The organism is Microbacterium allomyrinae, assembly GCF_020682705.1.
Lineage (GTDB): Bacteria > Actinomycetota > Actinomycetes > Actinomycetales > Microbacteriaceae > Microbacterium > Microbacterium allomyrinae.
This window is the reverse complement of sequence record NZ_JAGTTN010000003.1, coordinates 336,040-351,906: the sequence shown is the minus strand read 5'-3', so window position 1 is coordinate 351,906 and position 15,867 is coordinate 336,040. Positions and strand designations below refer to the sequence as shown.

At 68.4% G+C, this 15,867-nt stretch carries 15 protein-coding genes; 11 read left to right on the top strand and 4 right to left on the bottom strand.

Annotated features, from left to right (window positions below):
• The first annotated feature begins 32 nt into the window (after positions 1-32).
• From KEC57_RS11415 to KEC57_RS11405, 3 genes are all read left to right on the top strand, one after another.
• On the top strand, positions 33-1,370 hold the full coding sequence (locus KEC57_RS11415) for a helix-turn-helix domain-containing protein (RefSeq protein WP_229384741.1): 1,338 nt from the start codon (positions 33-35) through the stop codon (positions 1,368-1,370).
• Between the two features lie 180 nt (positions 1,371-1,550).
• On the top strand, positions 1,551-3,098 hold the full coding sequence (gene exaC / locus KEC57_RS11410; protein WP_229384740.1) for an acetaldehyde dehydrogenase ExaC: 1,548 nt from the start codon (positions 1,551-1,553) through the stop codon (positions 3,096-3,098).
• 210 nt (positions 3,099-3,308) lie between these two features.
• Complete coding sequence (locus KEC57_RS11405) at positions 3,309-3,704, top strand: DUF779 domain-containing protein (protein ID WP_229384739.1); 396 nt, start codon at positions 3,309-3,311, stop codon at positions 3,702-3,704.
• 24 nt (positions 3,705-3,728) lie between these two features.
• Here KEC57_RS11405 and KEC57_RS11400 read toward each other — a convergent pair whose 3' ends face one another.
• Positions 3,729-4,217 (bottom strand): FBP domain-containing protein, encoded by a 489-nt coding sequence (locus KEC57_RS11400; protein WP_229384738.1) that lies wholly within the window; start codon positions 4,215-4,217, stop codon positions 3,729-3,731.
• Positions 4,218-4,470: 253 nt separating this feature from the next.
• Between KEC57_RS11400 and KEC57_RS11395 the strand changes: the two genes are divergently transcribed.
• A complete protein-coding gene (locus tag KEC57_RS11395; RefSeq protein ID WP_229384737.1) occupies positions 4,471-5,121 on the top strand; it encodes a hypothetical protein in 651 nt (216 codons plus the stop codon).
• A gap of 11 nt (positions 5,122-5,132) precedes the next feature.
• On the opposite strand, the gene KEC57_RS11390 is transcribed toward KEC57_RS11395, so the two are convergent.
• Positions 5,133-5,765, bottom strand: coding sequence for a TetR/AcrR family transcriptional regulator (locus KEC57_RS11390; RefSeq protein ID WP_229384736.1), 633 nt, complete (start codon positions 5,763-5,765; stop codon positions 5,133-5,135).
• An 85-nt stretch (positions 5,766-5,850) separates the two neighbouring features.
• Here KEC57_RS11390 and KEC57_RS11385 point away from each other — a divergent pair, with 85 nt between their 5' ends.
• The 5 genes from KEC57_RS11385 (at position 5,851) to rplI (ending at position 9,005) form a co-directional block, all read left to right on the top strand.
• Complete coding sequence (locus tag KEC57_RS11385) at positions 5,851-7,152, top strand: glycosyltransferase (protein WP_229384735.1); 1,302 nt, start codon at positions 5,851-5,853, stop codon at positions 7,150-7,152.
• A gap of 158 nt (positions 7,153-7,310) precedes the next feature.
• Positions 7,311-7,679 carry a 30S ribosomal protein S6 gene (gene rpsF, locus KEC57_RS11380; protein ID WP_229384734.1) on the top strand — a complete coding sequence of 123 codons (369 nt, stop codon included), beginning with the start codon at positions 7,311-7,313 and terminating at the stop codon, positions 7,677-7,679.
• A 5-nt stretch (positions 7,680-7,684) separates the two neighbouring features.
• Complete coding sequence (locus KEC57_RS11375) at positions 7,685-8,218, top strand: single-stranded DNA-binding protein (protein ID WP_229384733.1); 534 nt, start codon at positions 7,685-7,687, stop codon at positions 8,216-8,218.
• A 68-nt stretch (positions 8,219-8,286) separates the two neighbouring features.
• Positions 8,287-8,541, top strand: a complete 255-nt coding sequence (rpsR, locus tag KEC57_RS11370) for a 30S ribosomal protein S18 (RefSeq protein ID WP_229384732.1) — start codon at positions 8,287-8,289, stop codon at positions 8,539-8,541.
• Positions 8,542-8,552: 11 nt separating this feature from the next.
• Positions 8,553-9,005, top strand: coding sequence for a 50S ribosomal protein L9 (gene rplI / locus KEC57_RS11365; RefSeq protein ID WP_229384731.1), 453 nt, complete (start codon positions 8,553-8,555; stop codon positions 9,003-9,005).
• A gap of 145 nt (positions 9,006-9,150) precedes the next feature.
• Here rplI and KEC57_RS11360 read toward each other — a convergent pair whose 3' ends face one another.
• Complete coding sequence (locus tag KEC57_RS11360) at positions 9,151-10,485, bottom strand: chaplin family protein (protein WP_229384730.1); 1,335 nt, start codon at positions 10,483-10,485, stop codon at positions 9,151-9,153.
• A gap of 118 nt (positions 10,486-10,603) precedes the next feature.
• On the bottom strand, positions 10,604-11,593 hold the full coding sequence (locus tag KEC57_RS11355; protein WP_229384729.1) for a hypothetical protein: 990 nt from the start codon (positions 11,591-11,593) through the stop codon (positions 10,604-10,606).
• Positions 11,594-12,186: 593 nt separating this feature from the next.
• On the opposite strand from KEC57_RS11355, the gene dnaB reads away from it, so the two are divergent.
• Positions 12,187-13,563, top strand: coding sequence for a replicative DNA helicase (dnaB, locus tag KEC57_RS11350; protein ID WP_229384728.1), 1,377 nt, complete (start codon positions 12,187-12,189; stop codon positions 13,561-13,563).
• A gap of 287 nt (positions 13,564-13,850) precedes the next feature.
• A complete protein-coding gene (locus KEC57_RS11345; protein ID WP_229384727.1) occupies positions 13,851-15,827 on the top strand; it encodes an amidase in 1,977 nt (658 codons plus the stop codon).
• Positions 15,828-15,867 lie beyond the last annotated feature (40 nt).

Genomic DNA, 15,867 nt, shown 5'->3' with positions numbered 1-15,867 from the left:
AGGCACGCTCCTCGACGCGGATCGGAGCCGCTGTGTCCTCACCCTGGTCGCCGCGACGTGAACTGTCTCCCGAGACGTCGCGTCTGCTGATCGAGCGCGCCCACGAGGAGCTCGTCGCCGGAAACGACGCCGACGCACGGCTGCGCGACGTGCGGGCACTCGTGCGCGACTCGTGGCGGCGCTCGCTCGACAGCTTCGTCGGGGCCGACGCGCTGCCGCCGCTGGACCTCACGGCCGAAGAGCTCGAGGCGTACCGCCGTGCACATCCGCTGTCGGCCGTGATCGACATGGTGCGGGGACTGCTGCTGCCGGGTGACGCATCCGAGTCGGGAGTCGCCGTTGCGGTCGGCGATGCCGCGGGGCGGCTGCTGTGGGTCGAAGGTGATCGTCGCGTGCGCACGCTCACCGGCGACATGGGGTTCGTCGAGGGAGCCAACTGGTCCGAAGATGCGGTGGGCACCTCCGCTCCCGGCACCGCGATCGCCCTGGACCGTTCGGTGCAGATCCACGGCGCCGAGCACTTCAACCGGCTCGTGCAGCCCTGGTCGTGCACGGCGGCGCCGGTGCACGACCCCGAGACGCGCCGCATCGTCGGCGTCATCGACGTGACCGGAGGGCTCGAGGCGATCACCCCGCAGGCGCAGCTGCTGGTGGATGCCACGGCCCGCGCGATCGAGGGCGAGCTGCTGGTCGCCCGGCTTCGAGCGCGGGCCGAGCCGGCACGCCCGGTGAAGCGCACGCCCGCGCGCCGGGTCGAGCCCACGCGTGCGACGCTGCGCGTGCTCGGACGCGACAGGGCGCTGCTCGAGGTGACCGGTGAGGGGATCGAGACGGTTTCGGAGCTGGGCCCGCGGCACGCCGAACTGCTGCTCATGCTGGCGCTTCATCGTCAGGGGCTCTCGGCAGAACGACTGGGCGAGCTCGTCTACGGTGAGGGCGAGGCATCCCCGTCCGTCACGCTTCGCGCCGAGATGGTGCGCCTGCGCAAGGTGCTCGAGCGTGCCGCGCCCGCACTCGTGCCCGAATCCCGGCCGTACCGGCTCGGCATCGACGTCGAGACCGACGCGCATCAGGTGCTGTCGCTCCTGGATCGCGGCGCGCATCGCGTGGCATTGGCGGCGTACCGCGGTGACGTGCTCCCCGACTCCACGGCACCGGGCGTCGAGGAGTTCCGCGACACCGTCCGCACGGCGCTGCGAGAGGCGCTGATGGCAGAGGCGTCGGTCGACGTGCTGCTCGCGTTCGCAGACACGGATGCCGCCGCCGACGACGCCGACCTGCTCCGGCTCTGCCTGTCGATGCTGCCCCCCCGCTCGCCCAAGCGCGCGGGCCTGGTGGCCCGCATCGAGCGCCTCGAATCCGACGCCTGACGCACCCTCTTCGTCACCAGCTCGGTCGAGAGTGCAGGAACTGCCATCCAGGTCGTGGCGTGAACGTCGTTCGTGCACTCTCGATCGTCTGCTCGGCGCACGCAACGTTGTGCAACGTATGCCGGCCTACCTTCGACCCAACGCGACGACGACCGTCGCGAAGCGTCGAAGGAGACCACCATGACCATCGTCGAAGAGGGCGTCTCGAGCGTCTATGCGGCCCCCGGGCAGCGCGGATCGATCGCCGACTATCGTCCCCGCTACGGCCACTACATCGGCGGCGAGTTCGTCGAACCGATCAGGGGCCAGTACTTCGAGAACATCAGCCCGGTCAACGGCAAGCCGTTCACCGAGGTCGGCCGCGGCACCGTCGAAGACATCGATCGTGCAGTGGATGTCGCGTGGCAGGCGTTCGCCACGTGGGGCAAGACCAGCCCCACCGAGCGCAGCAACGTGCTGCTGAAGATCGCGGATCGCATCGAGGCGAACCTCGAGGCGATCGCCGTCGCCGAGACGTGGGAGAACGGCAAGCCCGTTCGTGAGACGCTCGCCGCCGACATCCCGCTCGCGCTCGATCACTTCCGCTACTTCGCCGGGGTGCTGCGCGCCCAGGAGGGCGGCATCTCGCAGCTCGACGAAGACACGGTGGCGTACCACTTCCACGAGCCGCTCGGCGTCGTCGGCCAGATCATCCCCTGGAACTTCCCGATCCTCATGGCGGTGTGGAAGCTCGCGCCGGCGCTCGCGGCCGGCAACTGCATCGTGCTGAAGCCTGCCGAGCAGACCCCCGCATCGATCCTGTTCCTGATCGACATCATCGGCGACCTCATCCCGCCGGGAGTGCTGAACATCGTCAACGGCTTCGGCATCGAGGCGGGCGCGCCGCTCGCGCAGCACAAGAAGATCCGCAAGGTGGCGTTCACGGGTGAGACCACGACGGGCCGTCTGATCATGCAGTACGCGTCGCAGAATCTGATCCCGGTGACGCTGGAACTCGGAGGCAAGAGCCCGAACGTCTTCTTCGAGGACGTCGCCCGGGCCGACGACTCCTTTTACGACAAGGCGCTCGAGGGGTTCTCGTTCTTCGCCCTCAACAACGGCGAGGTCTGCACGTGCCCGTCGCGCGCGCTCATCCAGCGGTCTATCTACGACCGGTTCCTCGGCGACGGCCTCCAGCGTGTCAAGGCGATCAAGCAGGGCAACCCGCTCGACCCCGAGACCATGATCGGCGCACAGGCGTCGAACGATCAGCTCGAGAAGATCCTGAGTTACATCGACATCGGAAAACAGGGCGGAGCGAAGCTGCTCGTCGGCGGCGAGCGTGCCGATCTCGGGGGCGATCTCACCGACGGCTACTACATGCAGCCCACGATCTTCGAGGGCACGAACGACATGCGCATCTTCCAGGAGGAGATCTTCGGGCCGGTGCTCTCGGTCACGTCGTTCGACGACTTCGACGATGCGATCTCGATCGCCAACGACACGCTCTACGGCCTCGGCGCCGGGGTCTGGAGCCGTGACATGAACACCGCGTACCGCGCGGGCCGGGCGATCGAAGCGGGTCGCGTCTGGACGAACACGTACCACCAGTACCCGGCGCACGCCGCTTTCGGCGGGTACAAGCAGTCCGGCATCGGCCGCGAGAACCACCTCAAGATGCTCGACCACTACCAGCAGACGAAGAATCTGCTCGTGTCGTATGCCGAAGGAGCAATGGGCTTCTTCTGAACCGGTCCCTGAGCTCGTCGAAGGGCCCCCTGCCGCGCGTCCCCGGGGGGCGGGCGCGGCGGCACCCGACCCGGTCGGAGCGGTCCCCCAGCCGCTCCGACCGGGTCACTCCATGTCCCACACTCCGCCCTTCATGTTCCGGTTCCGGTTGTTCCGGCAACCCCTAACGACCGAAATCGGGACATGTTCCAGAGAACTGAGGAAGACGCGATGGATCTGATCGATGTACACCAGCGCGTGGCGGTGACGGATGCCGCGGCATCCCTCCTGCGACAGCTCACGCTGCAGCATGGTCCGCTGATGTTCCACCAGTCGGGCGGCTGCTGCGACGGCAGTGCACCCATGTGCTACCCGATCGGGATGTTCCTGACCGGCCCGTCGGACGTGCACCTGGGCGCGCTCGATGCCGGGTTGGACGACGCGATCGAGGTCTTCATCTCGGAGGCGCAGTTCGAGTACTGGAAGTACACGCATCTCACAATCGACGTCGTGCCCGGCCGCGGAGCCGGGTTCAGTGTCGAGGGGCCGACCGGGAAGCGGTTCATCATTCGCTCGCGCATGCTCACGGACGCCGAGCTGGAGCACTTCGGCCTCGGGCCCGCGTGACCCGGCAGACCCGCGCGCTCTCGATCAGCGGCTGTCGCGCAGGTCGCGCGCGAAACCCTCCGCGTGGGCGCGCAGCGCCTCGATCCGGCGCTGCCGTGCGGCCTCCACATCGAATCCGAGGTAGGCGGGCGGCAACGGACGACGCACGTTGACCGAGCACTCGAAGCCTTCGCAGACGAGCGTTCCGACGGTGTTCCCGTTGCGTCCGGCCTGGCCGGCGCGCCTCGCGCTGAAGAACACGACATCGTTCGGAAGCGTCACGTCTTCGCACCACGCGCACTGCGCCCGCGCGCGGACGCGCTGTTCGGTCTGGCGGAGCAGAATGCCGACCGGGGCGCCGTCGACGGGAACGACGATGAAGCCGGCCAGCGGCTGCTTGGGATCGCGCCACCCGAGGTAGTCGAGGCGGTCCCAGTCGGCAGCGGCGAGGTCGGGCAGAGAGATGGCGCTGCGCTCGCGCAGCGAGACGTTGACGAAGGACGCGCGAAGGTCCTTCTCGGTGATGGCGTGCATGGTTCCTGCTTCACGTGGAATCGCCGAGGCGGCGATGGAGGATGCCGCGAACCGGCGGTCCGCGGAGAGTCGGCTGCGTCGCTCGTGACTTCAGGCCGGCGACACGCGCGGCTACCTCCGCTCGGCGCGGGTGGCGCCGATGACCCCCTCACGCCCGACGGGCGTCGCGGTCCTCAGAATCTGCACGCTCGCAAGCCTATGTCGATCGGGTCCTTACGGGGGCGGCGGGTGACGCGTCGCTAGAGTCGGCTCCATGAGCGTGCCGCTTCTTCACCGCGTCCACCGAGCGGAACGTGCGGCTCTTCTCGTCGAAGGCGGTCTCACTGCGGTTCAGCCCTACGTTGCTCTCAGCGACCTCGAGGATCTGAGGGCGACACCGAGCGTTCTGCGTTCCCGTCACCCCGTCACGGTGCGCCCATTGACGGCGCGCACTGCGCGTAGGGCCATGGTGCAGCATTGTCCGTCACTCGGGTCGACGTTCCTCTGGTGCCACGTCGACAACGATCGCTATCGTGCCCACTACCTGCGATTCCTCCAGCAGCATCATGGCTGGACGGGCACCTCCATCCCCCGCTCATGGCATGTCGATCACGTCTTCAACCGAGCGCGCGCCCGCCGGCTGCAGCTCCCGTGGATTCGGATGATGCTCCTGCCGGCGCCCGTGAACACATCGCACGGCGCCGGCTATGAGAAGGGACGCACCGGCAACGGGATCGGGCGGGTAGGCAGACAGCGCAAGGTCGACGAGGTCACGCTGATGAAGATCTGCGGGCGCTTCAGTCCCAAGAAGCACGCTCCGCTGCCGCAGTCGTTCGCCTCCTACGCCGCCTTCATCGAGCGTCGTCACCATCTGCCGGCGGGTTCGGTGGAGCAGAACGTCCGCGACCTCATGCGGCTGACCTGATCAGCAGGCCGTCAGGGCTGAAGTTCGGTGAGTACGGCAGCGCGCACCCAGGCGGTGTACCGCTCGGGTGTCCAGCCCGACTGCGCGACGAGCTGCTGGTAGCTCTCGGGCGAGAGCAGGAATGACAGCGCGGCACCCGTCGAGTCGAGATCGGTCCCCTGCCCGGCGTAGCCGCGGGCCACGAGCTCCTCGACGAGACGGCGGTAGTCGGCGGCACGCCGGGCGAGGATCGTCTGCAAGGCGGTGTCGACGACGGGATCGGATGCCGCCGCGCCGAGCACGACGGTCCACAGTGCGTGTCCGCGGGCGTTCGCGAGAGTGATCTGACCGATCACGGCGTCCAAGAACACGTCGTCGGGTAGCTCGAGCACCCCCGCTCCCACCTCGGTGTCGGTGAGGGACTCTTTGGCCTCCGAGCCCGAGAACGTCACCTCGAACGCCGACAGCAGCAGTTCGGCCTTCGGCGCCGTCGTCTTGACCGTCTCCGCCGAGACTCCGGCCTCGCGGGCGATCGCGGCGAGCGTCGTGGCCTGATACCCGAGAGCAGAGAAGAGCCGAGCGGATGCCTCCACGATCCGCCGACGCGTCTGCTGCGCCTGCATGGTGCGCAGTTCCGACCGGTACGCGCGCGGACCGTCGGCCACATCCGATGTATCAGCGATGATTGACTTGCCTCTCTAGGTGATGAATACTCCAGCAGTACATCAAATCCTATCGAAAGAACTCCTCATGTCGAGCTACCTCATCACCTGCACCCCGGCGCACGGCCATGTCATGCCGCTGCTCCAGATCGCCCGCCACCTGGTATCGCGGGGTGACACCGTGCGCTTTCTGACCAGCACGCGCTACGCCGATCGCGTCCGCGCATCCGGCGCCCAATTCCTTGCGCTGCCCGACGACGCGGACGTCGATCTCGACGACGCAGACGCCGCCTTTCCGGAACGCGTCGGACTGACCGGGCCCGCGGCGCTGCGCTTCGACATCGGCAATCTGTTCGTGCGACCGGCGCCAGCTCAGCTCGCCGCCGTCCGCGCCGAACTCGCAGTCGGTGAGGTGGACGCCGTGCTCACCGAGCCGCTCTTCCTCGGCGCTGCGCTCCTGCAGCGCCTGCCGAGAGAGGATCGTCCGCCCGTCGTGGCCCTGGGCATCTTCCCGCTCGGCGCGAAGAGCCGTGATGCCGCGCCGTTCGGTCTGGGTGTGACGCCGCTGCCGGGATGGATCGGGCGGGTGCGCAACGCCGCACTGACGGTCATCGCAGAGAAAGCCGTCTTCGGAGGCGTTCAGCGGGAAGCCGACGCGATGAGCCTCCGTGAGACGGGTGTCCCCCTGGGCGGCTTCGTGCTCGACTGGCCGAGCCGAGCCGACGCCCTCGTCCAGTTCACCGTCGAAGGCTTCGAGTACCCGCGATCCGATCTGCCTGCGACGGTGCACTTCGCCGGCCCGCTCGCCGCACCGGGCTCGGACCTCGCGGTGCCCGAGTGGTGGGCGCAACTCGACGGATCACGTCCGGTCGTGCACGTCACTCAGGGCACGATCGCCAACACCGACTTCGACCAGCTCGTGCTTCCCACGATCGCCGGGCTCGCGGCATCCGATGTGCTCGTCGTCGTCTCGACCGGCGGCAGATCACGCGATGCGCTGCCGGCGCAGCTGCCCGACAATGTGCGCGTCGCCGAGTACCTTCCCTACGACCGGCTGCTTCCGCTCGTCGACGTGATGGTGACCAATGGCGGGTACGGCGGGGTGCAGCAGGCGCTGGGTCACGGTGTGCCCCTGGTCGCGGCGGGACAGACCGAAGACAAGGTCGAGGTGTGCGCCCGTATCGGGTGGTCGGGCGCCGGACTGAACCTCAAGACGAATCGGCCCACGGCGGAGCAGATCGCACGGTCCGTCGGACGGGTGCTGGATGCGCCGTCCTTCCGTGAGCGGGCACGTGCGCTCGCCGCAGAGCTGTCGTCGGCCCGAGGCATGGACGGCCTCGATCGGGTGCTCGGGTCGCTGATCGAATCCCCGGTGGTCGCCGGGAAATGAGCGGTTGCGGGACCGATTCGGCCCCTGCGGCGGCATCCGGTACCATAGGAGGGTTGTCCACATGCGCCCCTGTGCGCGAGCAGTCGGATGACATGCACCACACCCTCCTGCTGCCGGGAAATGCCCGTCAGCCGTTCTAGTCCGAAGGAGGTGGGTTAGTGACGCACCAGTACGAACTCATGGTTATCCTGAGCCCCGAGATCGACGAGCGCCTTGTCGCCCCGAACCTCGACAAGTTCCTGAAGGTCATCACCAACGATGGTGGCTCGATCGACAACGTCGACATCTGGGGCAAGCGCCGTCTCGCTTACGAGATCCAGAAGAAGACCGAAGGCATCTACGCCGTCGTCAACTTCACGGCAACCGCTGAGACCACGCAGGAGCTCGATCGCCAGCTCAACCTGAGCGAGCAGATCATGCGCACCAAGGTCCTGCGTGCCGAGGAAGCGATCGCGATGATCGCGTCCGAGAAGCAGCGTGCCGACGAGCGCGCCGCCCGCAAGAGCGCCAAGGCTGCGAAGGCGTAAGGGACATGGCCGGCGAGACGATCATCACCGTGGTGGGCAACCTCACGGCTGACCCCGAGCTGCGTTACACGCAGAACGGTCTCCCCGTCGCGAACTTCACCATCGCGTCGACGCCGCGCACCCTCGACCGCGCGACCAACGAGTGGAAGGACGGCGAAGCGCTGTTCCTCCGCGCGTCCGTGTGGCGCGAGTTCGCCGAGCACGTGGCCGGCTCGCTGACGAAGGGCTCCCGCGTCATCGCGACCGGTCGCCTCAAGCAGCGCAGCTACCAGGATCGCGAAGGCCAGAACCGCGTCTCGATCGAGCTCGAGGTCGACGAGATCGGCCCCTCGCTGCGATACGCGACCGCACAGGTCACCCGCGCAGCGGGCGGCTCCGGCGGTGGCGGAGGCAACTTCGGCGGCGGTCAGTCTTCCCGTCCGGCGCAGGTCGCCGAAGAGCCGTGGGCGACCCCCGGCTCGCCGAACACCACCGGCGGTGCCGGTGGTGGCGACGCATGGGCGGCTCCGGGCGCCTACGGCGACGACACACCGTTCTGATCGATCTCAGAAGCAGATTCCGGATGCCTCGCGATGAGGCATCCGATCATCACACGTAAGGAAACACCATGGCTGGAAAGGCAACCGGCGATCGCCGGAAGCCGCGGAAGGGCGCGAAGAACGCGGCCCCCGCGAAGGCGATCCGTGTCGGTCTCATCGACTACAAGGACGTCGCGACTCTTCGCAAGTTCGTCTCGGAGCGTGGCAAGATCCGCGCCCGTCGTATCACTGGTGTCTCGGTGCAGGAGCAGCGTCTGATCGCCAAGGCGATCAAGAACGCGCGCGAAATGGCTCTCCTGCCCTACGCCGGCGCTGGCCGCTAAGGAGCACCCTCATGGCAAAGCTCATTCTCACGAACGAGGTCTCCGGGCTCGGTAGCGCCGGTGACGTGGTCGAGGTCAAGAGCGGGTTCGCCCGCAACTACCTCATCCCCCAGGGGTTCGCAGTTGCGTGGACCCGCGGTGGCGAGAAGCAGGTGGCGTCGATTCGCGCCGCCCGTGACGCCCGCGCGATCCACGTCCACGAAGAGGCAGTCGCCCTCAAGGACGCTCTGGAGTCCAACAAGGTCAAGCTCGCCGTCAAGGCCGGAGCCGAGGGTCGTCTCTTCGGTTCCGTGAAGACGGGCGATGTCGCCGACGCGGTCAAGGCCGCGGGTCTCGGTGACCTCGACAAGCGCAAGATCCAGATCACCTCCCCGATCAAGTCGGTGGGCGAGCACGAGGCGACCGTTCGCCTCCGCGACGACCTCACCGCCGTGATCACCCTGCAGGTGGTCGCCGCCAAGTAAGGCAGCGAATACGGATGCCGCGGACCTTCGGGTCCGCGGCATCCGTCGTTTCTGCGTGTCGATCCGGTCCAGGCAAAAGGCGGAGCGGCACGAGCCAGGTGACGGGGCGAGAGGGTCGCTGGTGCGACCCTCTCGCCCCGACGGCTCACGCGGAGCGTCGCCGCGACACACGCGCGATGGCGCCGGCTGCCAGGAGTGCTACTCCCATCAGCAGCGCGGCCAGCGCGCCCGTTCCTCCTGTCGTGGCGAGCTCGGTGGCGGCACCGGCCGTGGCCGCCGAGCCTGTGATCCCGTCGCTCCCGGTTGACCCGTTGTCACCGGGGTTGGCCGGGTCAGTGGGGCCGGTGGGATCCGTCGGATCGGTGGGATCGGTCGGATCGGTGGGATCGGTCGGATCGGTGGGATCGGTGGGATCGGTCGGATCGGTCGGGTCCGTAGGGACCGGACCCTGCGTGGTGCTGTCCCCGATCACCGACACCGCGTTGCCCCCGACCGTGATCGGCAGCACGATCGGTGCCAGGATCTGAGTCCCGCCGAGCAGCGAGCCGAGTCCACCGGTGGTGCCGACCCCTCCAGCCGAGCCAGTAGCCGGAGACGCAGTCGCGGCTGTCGAGCTGCTGTCGCCGATGACGGAGATGGCGTTGCCGGTCGCGGTGATGGGTGCGGTGATCGGGGCGAGCACCTGGGTGCCGCCGAGGATCGCGTCCGTGCCGTCGGTTGTGCCGTGGGCGCCGTTCGCCGAGCCCGCCGCTGGCGTCGCGGTCGCGGCATCCGTGGTCGTGCTGTCGCCGATGACGGAGACGGCGTTGCCGGTCGCGGTGATGGGTGCGGTGATCGGGGCGACGACCTGCGTGCCCCCGAGGAGCGAGTCCTCACCGTCGGTCCAGGCGTCGGTCCCGGTGCCGGCGTCCGTTCCGCCACCGGCGGAGGGTGCGGCGGTCGAGCCCTCGCTCGAGCTGTCGCCGATGACCGAGACCGCATTGCCGACGATCGTCACCGGAGCGGTGACCGAAGCCATCCCCTGCGTGCCCGCGAGCACCCCGTCTGAACCGGACGTCTCGGCTGTGGCCGCGGAAGCGCTGGGTGGCGCTGGCGGGACGCTGGAGGCATCCGTCGACGAACTGTCGCCGAGCACCGAGACCGCATTGCCCGCCACGGTGATGGGGATGTCGACCGAGACCAGGGCCTGGGTTCCCGACCCGACGCCGTCGGCCCCGCTGGTCGACGCCGCGGCTGGTGCCGCGGCAGGAGCGGGTGCCGAAGTGGGCGCCGAGGACTGCTGGCTCGACGAGTCGCCGAGCACCGAGAGCGACGTGCCGGTGATCGAGATGGGAAGGTCGACGTCGATGACGGCCTGGTTGCCCGAGAGCAGTCCGTCCTCACCCGTCGTCTCGGCCGCGGTGGCGACCGTCGCACCGAGCAGCGTGATGCCGCCGGCGAGGAGCGTGCCCAGCAGGGCGCGCTTGTAGAAGGTACGCATGGTGTTCTCCTTGAAGAGTTGATCGGATCGCAGCGCGAGAAGCGCTGCTCAGCGCGGGAATGCGCGCTGATGCGATGCCGCCCGGTGCTCGTGTGATGAGCGGGCGGGGGAGATCCGATCAGTCGGGGGAGACGTCGGTGGGGCCGACAGGCGCCGCCGGCGCGTGCTCGTCCTCGGGTCCCGCTCGGTGCACCCAGGCACGGTGTGCAGCAAGTGGATCGAGGGCGACGAGCGCCCAGGCGCCGGGACCCGCACCAGCGGATCCGGTAGACGACGTGGGAAGACAGAGTCCCCCCGCAGAACCGAAGGCGCCGCCCGCCGCTGCGGGAGCGAAGGCATCGGCAGAAGCAGTGATCGCCTTCAGGGCGGCAGAGTACGGAGCGAGCGCAGCGAAACGGAGGGATGCCGCTGTCCAACCGGCCAGGGCATCGGCTGCGAGACCGGGAATGTTCGTCGACAGGGCCGCGGCGGCCGTGACGGCGGTGCCGGTTTCGTCCCACGGGCCCGGAATCGCGGGCAGCACCGGAGCGCCGGGAAGGCGGGGACCCTCGGCGACGGGGGGCCGGCCGATACTCGAGCCGGCGTCGTCGACGACCCCGGCCACCGCGCCGAGCGTCTCATCGACGGTACCGGCGAGATCGTCGACTGCGTCGTCGAGGCCTACGGCGGACACCACTCCGCCGACCACGGGCATCTGGGTCGCGAGGTCCACGACCGGGGCAGTGACGGCTCCTACGATTCCGCTCGAGGCGACTTCGGCGACCGGCGCGGTGACCGCGCTGACGGCGGTCGAGGTCGTCTGCACGACTTCACGGACAGGCGCCTGAACCGGCTCGGGGGCGACGGTGACGACCGAGTCGACCACGTCGGCAACCCCGGTGGTGACCGTCGTGGCTGTGCTGGTCACGGCGCCCGTGACGGCTGAAGCCGTGCGGTCGACGAGCGTGGCGGCGGCTCCCAGCAGCCCCTTTTCGTCGGCGTCGTCTGCGTGAGCGTTGCCGGCGCCGAGGCCGAACAGCATGACGAGGACGATCCAGGCGAACGCGGTCGCGACCCCGATCAGGGCCAGCCGCATGATCCTCGGCAGCTGCGACGTTGCGGTCTCCACATTCACCTCCACGACGAACAGAGCCCACACATTCCGAGCGGAATGAGCGTGAGGGTGCCTGGGTCTCAGAGGCTACCGCCTCGGCCGAGGACGTGTCCAGAGGGGTCGCGACCCGGTCGGCAGGGGCGTCAGAACCCGCGCAGAGAGCGTCAGAATTGTGCACAGGTACCCCCAAGCACACGAAACCTTCAAGCCTGACTTCAACCACATCTCTCTCCACAGGGTGTGGAACAACAAACCCCAGGTAGAAGCGTTGTTTCCCACCGGTGGCGGAGGCAAAGGCCATAGTTGTCCACAGTGGTTGTTCACAGGTACGTCGGCGTTTCTCGCACTCTGTCCACAGAGTTATCCACAAGCACTGTTGCGACTGTCGGAGGGCATCCTTAGCGTTGGGTTCGGCTCACACGACCACGCGCGCCATGCCTCTTCGGCATGGCGGGGCGGCGGTCGGATCGCACCAGAAGGTGCGTCAACACGCGGGATGCCGAGGCGCCCCGCGTTCCGATCGTGCACGCGTCGGCGAGCCGGTCCCGATCCGCTGCGAGAGCGCGGACGATGAAACTGAACCGAGAGATGTGGAGGGCGTGCCGCGTATGTCGATTGCCGACATCTCCGAAGAACGCATGGGGGGTCCCCGTGAGTTCGAACGCACTCCCCCGCATGACCTGCTGGCCGAGCAGAGCGCCCTCGGCGGCATGCTCCTGTCGAAGGATGCCGTCGCCGACGTCATCGAGACGCTCCGCGGGGCCGACTTCTACATCCCGAAGCACGAGCTGATCTTCGAGGCCATCCTCACGCTCTACTCGCACGGCGAGCCGACCGATGTGGTCGCCGTCACCGACGAGCTCATCAAGACGGGCGAGTTGCAGCGCGCAGGCGGTGCCGACTACCTGCACACGCTGACGTCGATCGTGCCGACCGCGGCGAACGCCGGCTACTACGCCTCGATCGTGTCGGAGCGGGCGTTGCTGCGACGGCTCGTCGACGCCGGCACGCGCATCGTGCAGATGGGCTACTCGGGCCAGGGCGAAGCGCTCGACCTCGTCAACAACGCCCAGGCCGAGATCTACTCCGTGACGGGTGCCGAAGCGGCTGAGGACTATGTGCCCCTCACGATCGCTGTGGATGCCGCGGTCGAAGAGATCGAGGCGGCCCGCGGCCGTGACGGCCAGATGACCGGCATCCCCAGTGGCTTCTCGGGGCTCGACCAGCTCACCAACGGCCTTCACCCCGGTCAGATGATCATCATCGCGGCCCGACCCGCGATGGGTAAGTCGACTCTCGCGCTCGACTTCGCCCGCTCGGCCGCGATCAAGCACGACATGCCGACCATCTTCTTCTCGCTCGAAATGGGGCGGAGCGAGATCGCAATGCGCCTCATGAGCGCAGAGGGCTCGATCCCGCTGCAGTCGATGCGCAAGGGCTCGCTCGACTCACGCGACTGGACGACGATCGCCGCGACGCGTGGTCGCATCAACGATGCACCGCTGTACATCGACGACAGCCCCAACATGACGCTCGTCGAGATTCGAGCGAAGTGCCGCCGGCTCAAGCAGAAGGTCGGGCTGAAGATGGTCGTCATCGACTACCTGCAGCTGATGACCTCGGGCAAGCGTGTCGAGTCGCGCCAGCAAGAGGTGTCGGAGTTCTCACGAGCCCTCAAGCTGCTCGCCAAAGAGCTCCAGTGCCCGGTCGTCGCACTGTCGCAGCTGAACCGTGGTGCCGAGCAGCGCGCCGACAAGAAGCCCGCCCTGTCGGACCTGCGTGAGTCGGGCTCGATCGAGCAGGACGCCGACATGGTGGTGCTGCTGCACCGTGAAGCCGCCTACGAAAAGGACAGCCCACGCGCCGGCGAGGCCGACCTCATCGTCGCCAAGCACCGCAACGGCCCGACCGACACGATCACCGTGGCGTTCCAGGGGCACTTCTCCAGGTTCACCGACATGGCCGCGGGCGGCGACTTCCAGTAGTAGTTCTGCCACGCTGTTCCGGGCGTCGGCCGGTATCGCAGGGCGCCCGCACCCGACCCGAACTCATCGCGAGACCGGCGAGAAGGACGACTCGCGACTCCTCTGCGGGACGGGGACGACGCCGGGTCGTGGCCCACGCGAAGGCGTTCGTCGGCGTCCGTCGCGCTCCGGCCAGATCGGGCGATTCGCGGTAACAGCGGCGTCACAGACGTTCCGAACCGCCTGTTTAGCGTGAGAGCGGCTCCGCCAGGAGCGATTTCACAGCCAGAACGGAACGAGTTCGATACATGCATCAATCTCACGCATCCGCATCCGCATCCGCGTTCGCCCGCCGCACCGTCACCGTCACCGCCGGAGTCTGTCTCGCGCTCGGCGCCTTCGCCTTCGTCGCGCCGAGCGCGTCTGCCACGAGTGATTCCGACGCTGCCTCGACCGCTGCCGCGACCGGTCTCTCGGGGCTCACAATCGCGCAAATCGGCGAGCTGCTCGATGCCGGTACCGTCACCTCGGCCGAGCTCGTGACGGCGTACCTCGACCGCATCGCTGCCTACGATGACGCCTACGCCGACGAACCGGGCCTGCACGCCGTCATCGCACTCAACCCGGATGCTGCCGCGGTCGCCGCCGAACGAGACGCCGAACGTGCGGCGGGAGAGATCCGAGGTCCGCTGCACGGCGTGCCGATCGTCGTGAAGGACCTCGTCGATCTCGAGGGCATGGCGACCACGAACGGCGCGATCGCGTTCGCCGACTACCTGCCCGACACCGACTCGACGGTCGTCGCGCGCCTCGAAGCCGCAGGAGCGGTGATCATCGCGAAGACCAACCTGTCTGAATTCGCGTGGAGCGGCGACGACTCCGAGAGTGGCATCCGTGGCGATGTGCGAAACCCCTACGACCAGACCCGCACTTCCAGCGGCTCGTCGGGAGGAACTGCGGCCGCGGTCGCCGCGGGCTTCGCTGCGGCGGGCATCGGCTCGGACACCTACGGGTCGATCCGCACGCCCTCCGCACACCAGTCGCTCGTCGGCGTGCGACCGACGCACGGACTGGTGAGCCTTGCGGGCGTGACGCCGCAGGTCGGCCCGCTGGACACCGTCGGCCCCATGACCGTCAGCGTCGCGGATGCCGCGATCATGCTCGATGCGATCGCGGGCGCGGACACCGCCGATGCATACACGTCGAGCGCCCCCGTCGCGGGAACGACGGAGTACTTCGCTGCGCTGTCGGACACGGCACTCGACGGTGCGACGGTGCTCAATATGACGGCGACACGATTCCGCGGCGGCAGCGTGGCGTCCGAGCTGACCCCGGCGCGCGACGAGGTGCTCTCGATCTACGACGCGGCCGTCGAGGAACTTCGCGCACAGGGCGCCACGGTGATCGATGTCGAACTCACTTCGGAGCAACTCAGCACGCTCGGCGGGCGCGGCTGGTACGGCATGGCCGGGTACCTCGATGAGTACTGGGTCGATGCCGAGGCGACATGGCCCGCCGGGCTCGCCGAGCTCACCGAGCCGTCCGACGCGCTGACCGTGTCGGACTATCTCGCCGACGATCGCGAGATCGAGTCGATCAGGGGCGATGCCGCGTGGCTGCTGACGACGACGCCGCTCGACCCGACCACGCTCGCGAATGACGAGACGCGCGGCGCGAGCGCCCTCCTCGCCTGGACGAACCTCTTCGCCGAGTACGGCGCAGTCGCCGCCATCTACCCGACGGACTCCCTGCCCGCGACGACACTGCCGCTGTCGGAGGGGTATTACAACGCCCGCAACGCCGGATGGGCTTCAGGAGTCGGCGCACCCGCCGTGACCGTGCCGACCGGCTACACCGCCAGCGGGATGCCCGTGGGGATGGAGTTCATGGGCCTGCCCTTCGATGATGCCGAGCTGCTGTCGTTCGCGTATGACTACGAGCAGGCGTCACAGGTGCGGGTCGCGCCGGAGTCGACGCCGGCGCTCGCGAGCGAACTCGCGCTGTTCGCTGTCGATGAGGAGCCGAGCGCAACGCCGACGCCGACCCCGACACCGACCGCCACATCGACGACCCCGGATCCGACGAGTTCGACGGGTGGATCCGCGCACCCATCCGCGTCCGCGACGCCGTCTGCGACGGGCGCAGCCGCGGCAACGAAATCCCTCGCGTCGACCGGTGCCGACGTCGACGCACGGCCCGTGATCGGTCTCGCTGCCGGACTCGTGCTCGTGGGCGGTGCGACGGTGGCGATCATCGCGCGCCGCCGCAGCCGCGACGCGAGCTGAGCCGCGCACGCTGAGCCGCACACGCTGAGCGAGGGGTGAG

Bases quoted from the DNA above. Each gene is read 5' to 3' on its own strand.
- exaC (WP_229384740.1), top strand. From the start codon at position 1,551: ATGACCATCGTCGAAGAGGGCGTCTCGAGCGTCTATGCGGCCCCCGGG.
- KEC57_RS11405 (WP_229384739.1), top strand. From the start codon at position 3,309: ATGGATCTGATCGATGTACACCAGCGCGTGGCGGTGACGGATGCCGCG.
- KEC57_RS11400 (WP_229384738.1), bottom strand. From the start codon at position 4,217: ATGCACGCCATCACCGAGAAGGACCTTCGCGCGTCCTTCGTCAACGTC.
- KEC57_RS11395 (WP_229384737.1), top strand. From the start codon at position 4,471: ATGAGCGTGCCGCTTCTTCACCGCGTCCACCGAGCGGAACGTGCGGCT.
- KEC57_RS11385 (WP_229384735.1), top strand. From the start codon at position 5,851: ATGTCGAGCTACCTCATCACCTGCACCCCGGCGCACGGCCATGTCATG.
- KEC57_RS11375 (WP_229384733.1), top strand. From the start codon at position 7,685: ATGGCCGGCGAGACGATCATCACCGTGGTGGGCAACCTCACGGCTGAC.
- rpsR (WP_229384732.1), top strand. From the start codon at position 8,287: ATGGCTGGAAAGGCAACCGGCGATCGCCGGAAGCCGCGGAAGGGCGCG.
- rplI (WP_229384731.1), top strand. From the start codon at position 8,553: ATGGCAAAGCTCATTCTCACGAACGAGGTCTCCGGGCTCGGTAGCGCC.
- KEC57_RS11360 (WP_229384730.1), bottom strand. From the start codon at position 10,485: ATGCGTACCTTCTACAAGCGCGCCCTGCTGGGCACGCTCCTCGCCGGC.
- dnaB (WP_229384728.1), top strand. From the start codon at position 12,187: ATGTCGATTGCCGACATCTCCGAAGAACGCATGGGGGGTCCCCGTGAG.
- KEC57_RS11345 (WP_229384727.1), top strand. From the start codon at position 13,851: ATGCATCAATCTCACGCATCCGCATCCGCATCCGCGTTCGCCCGCCGC.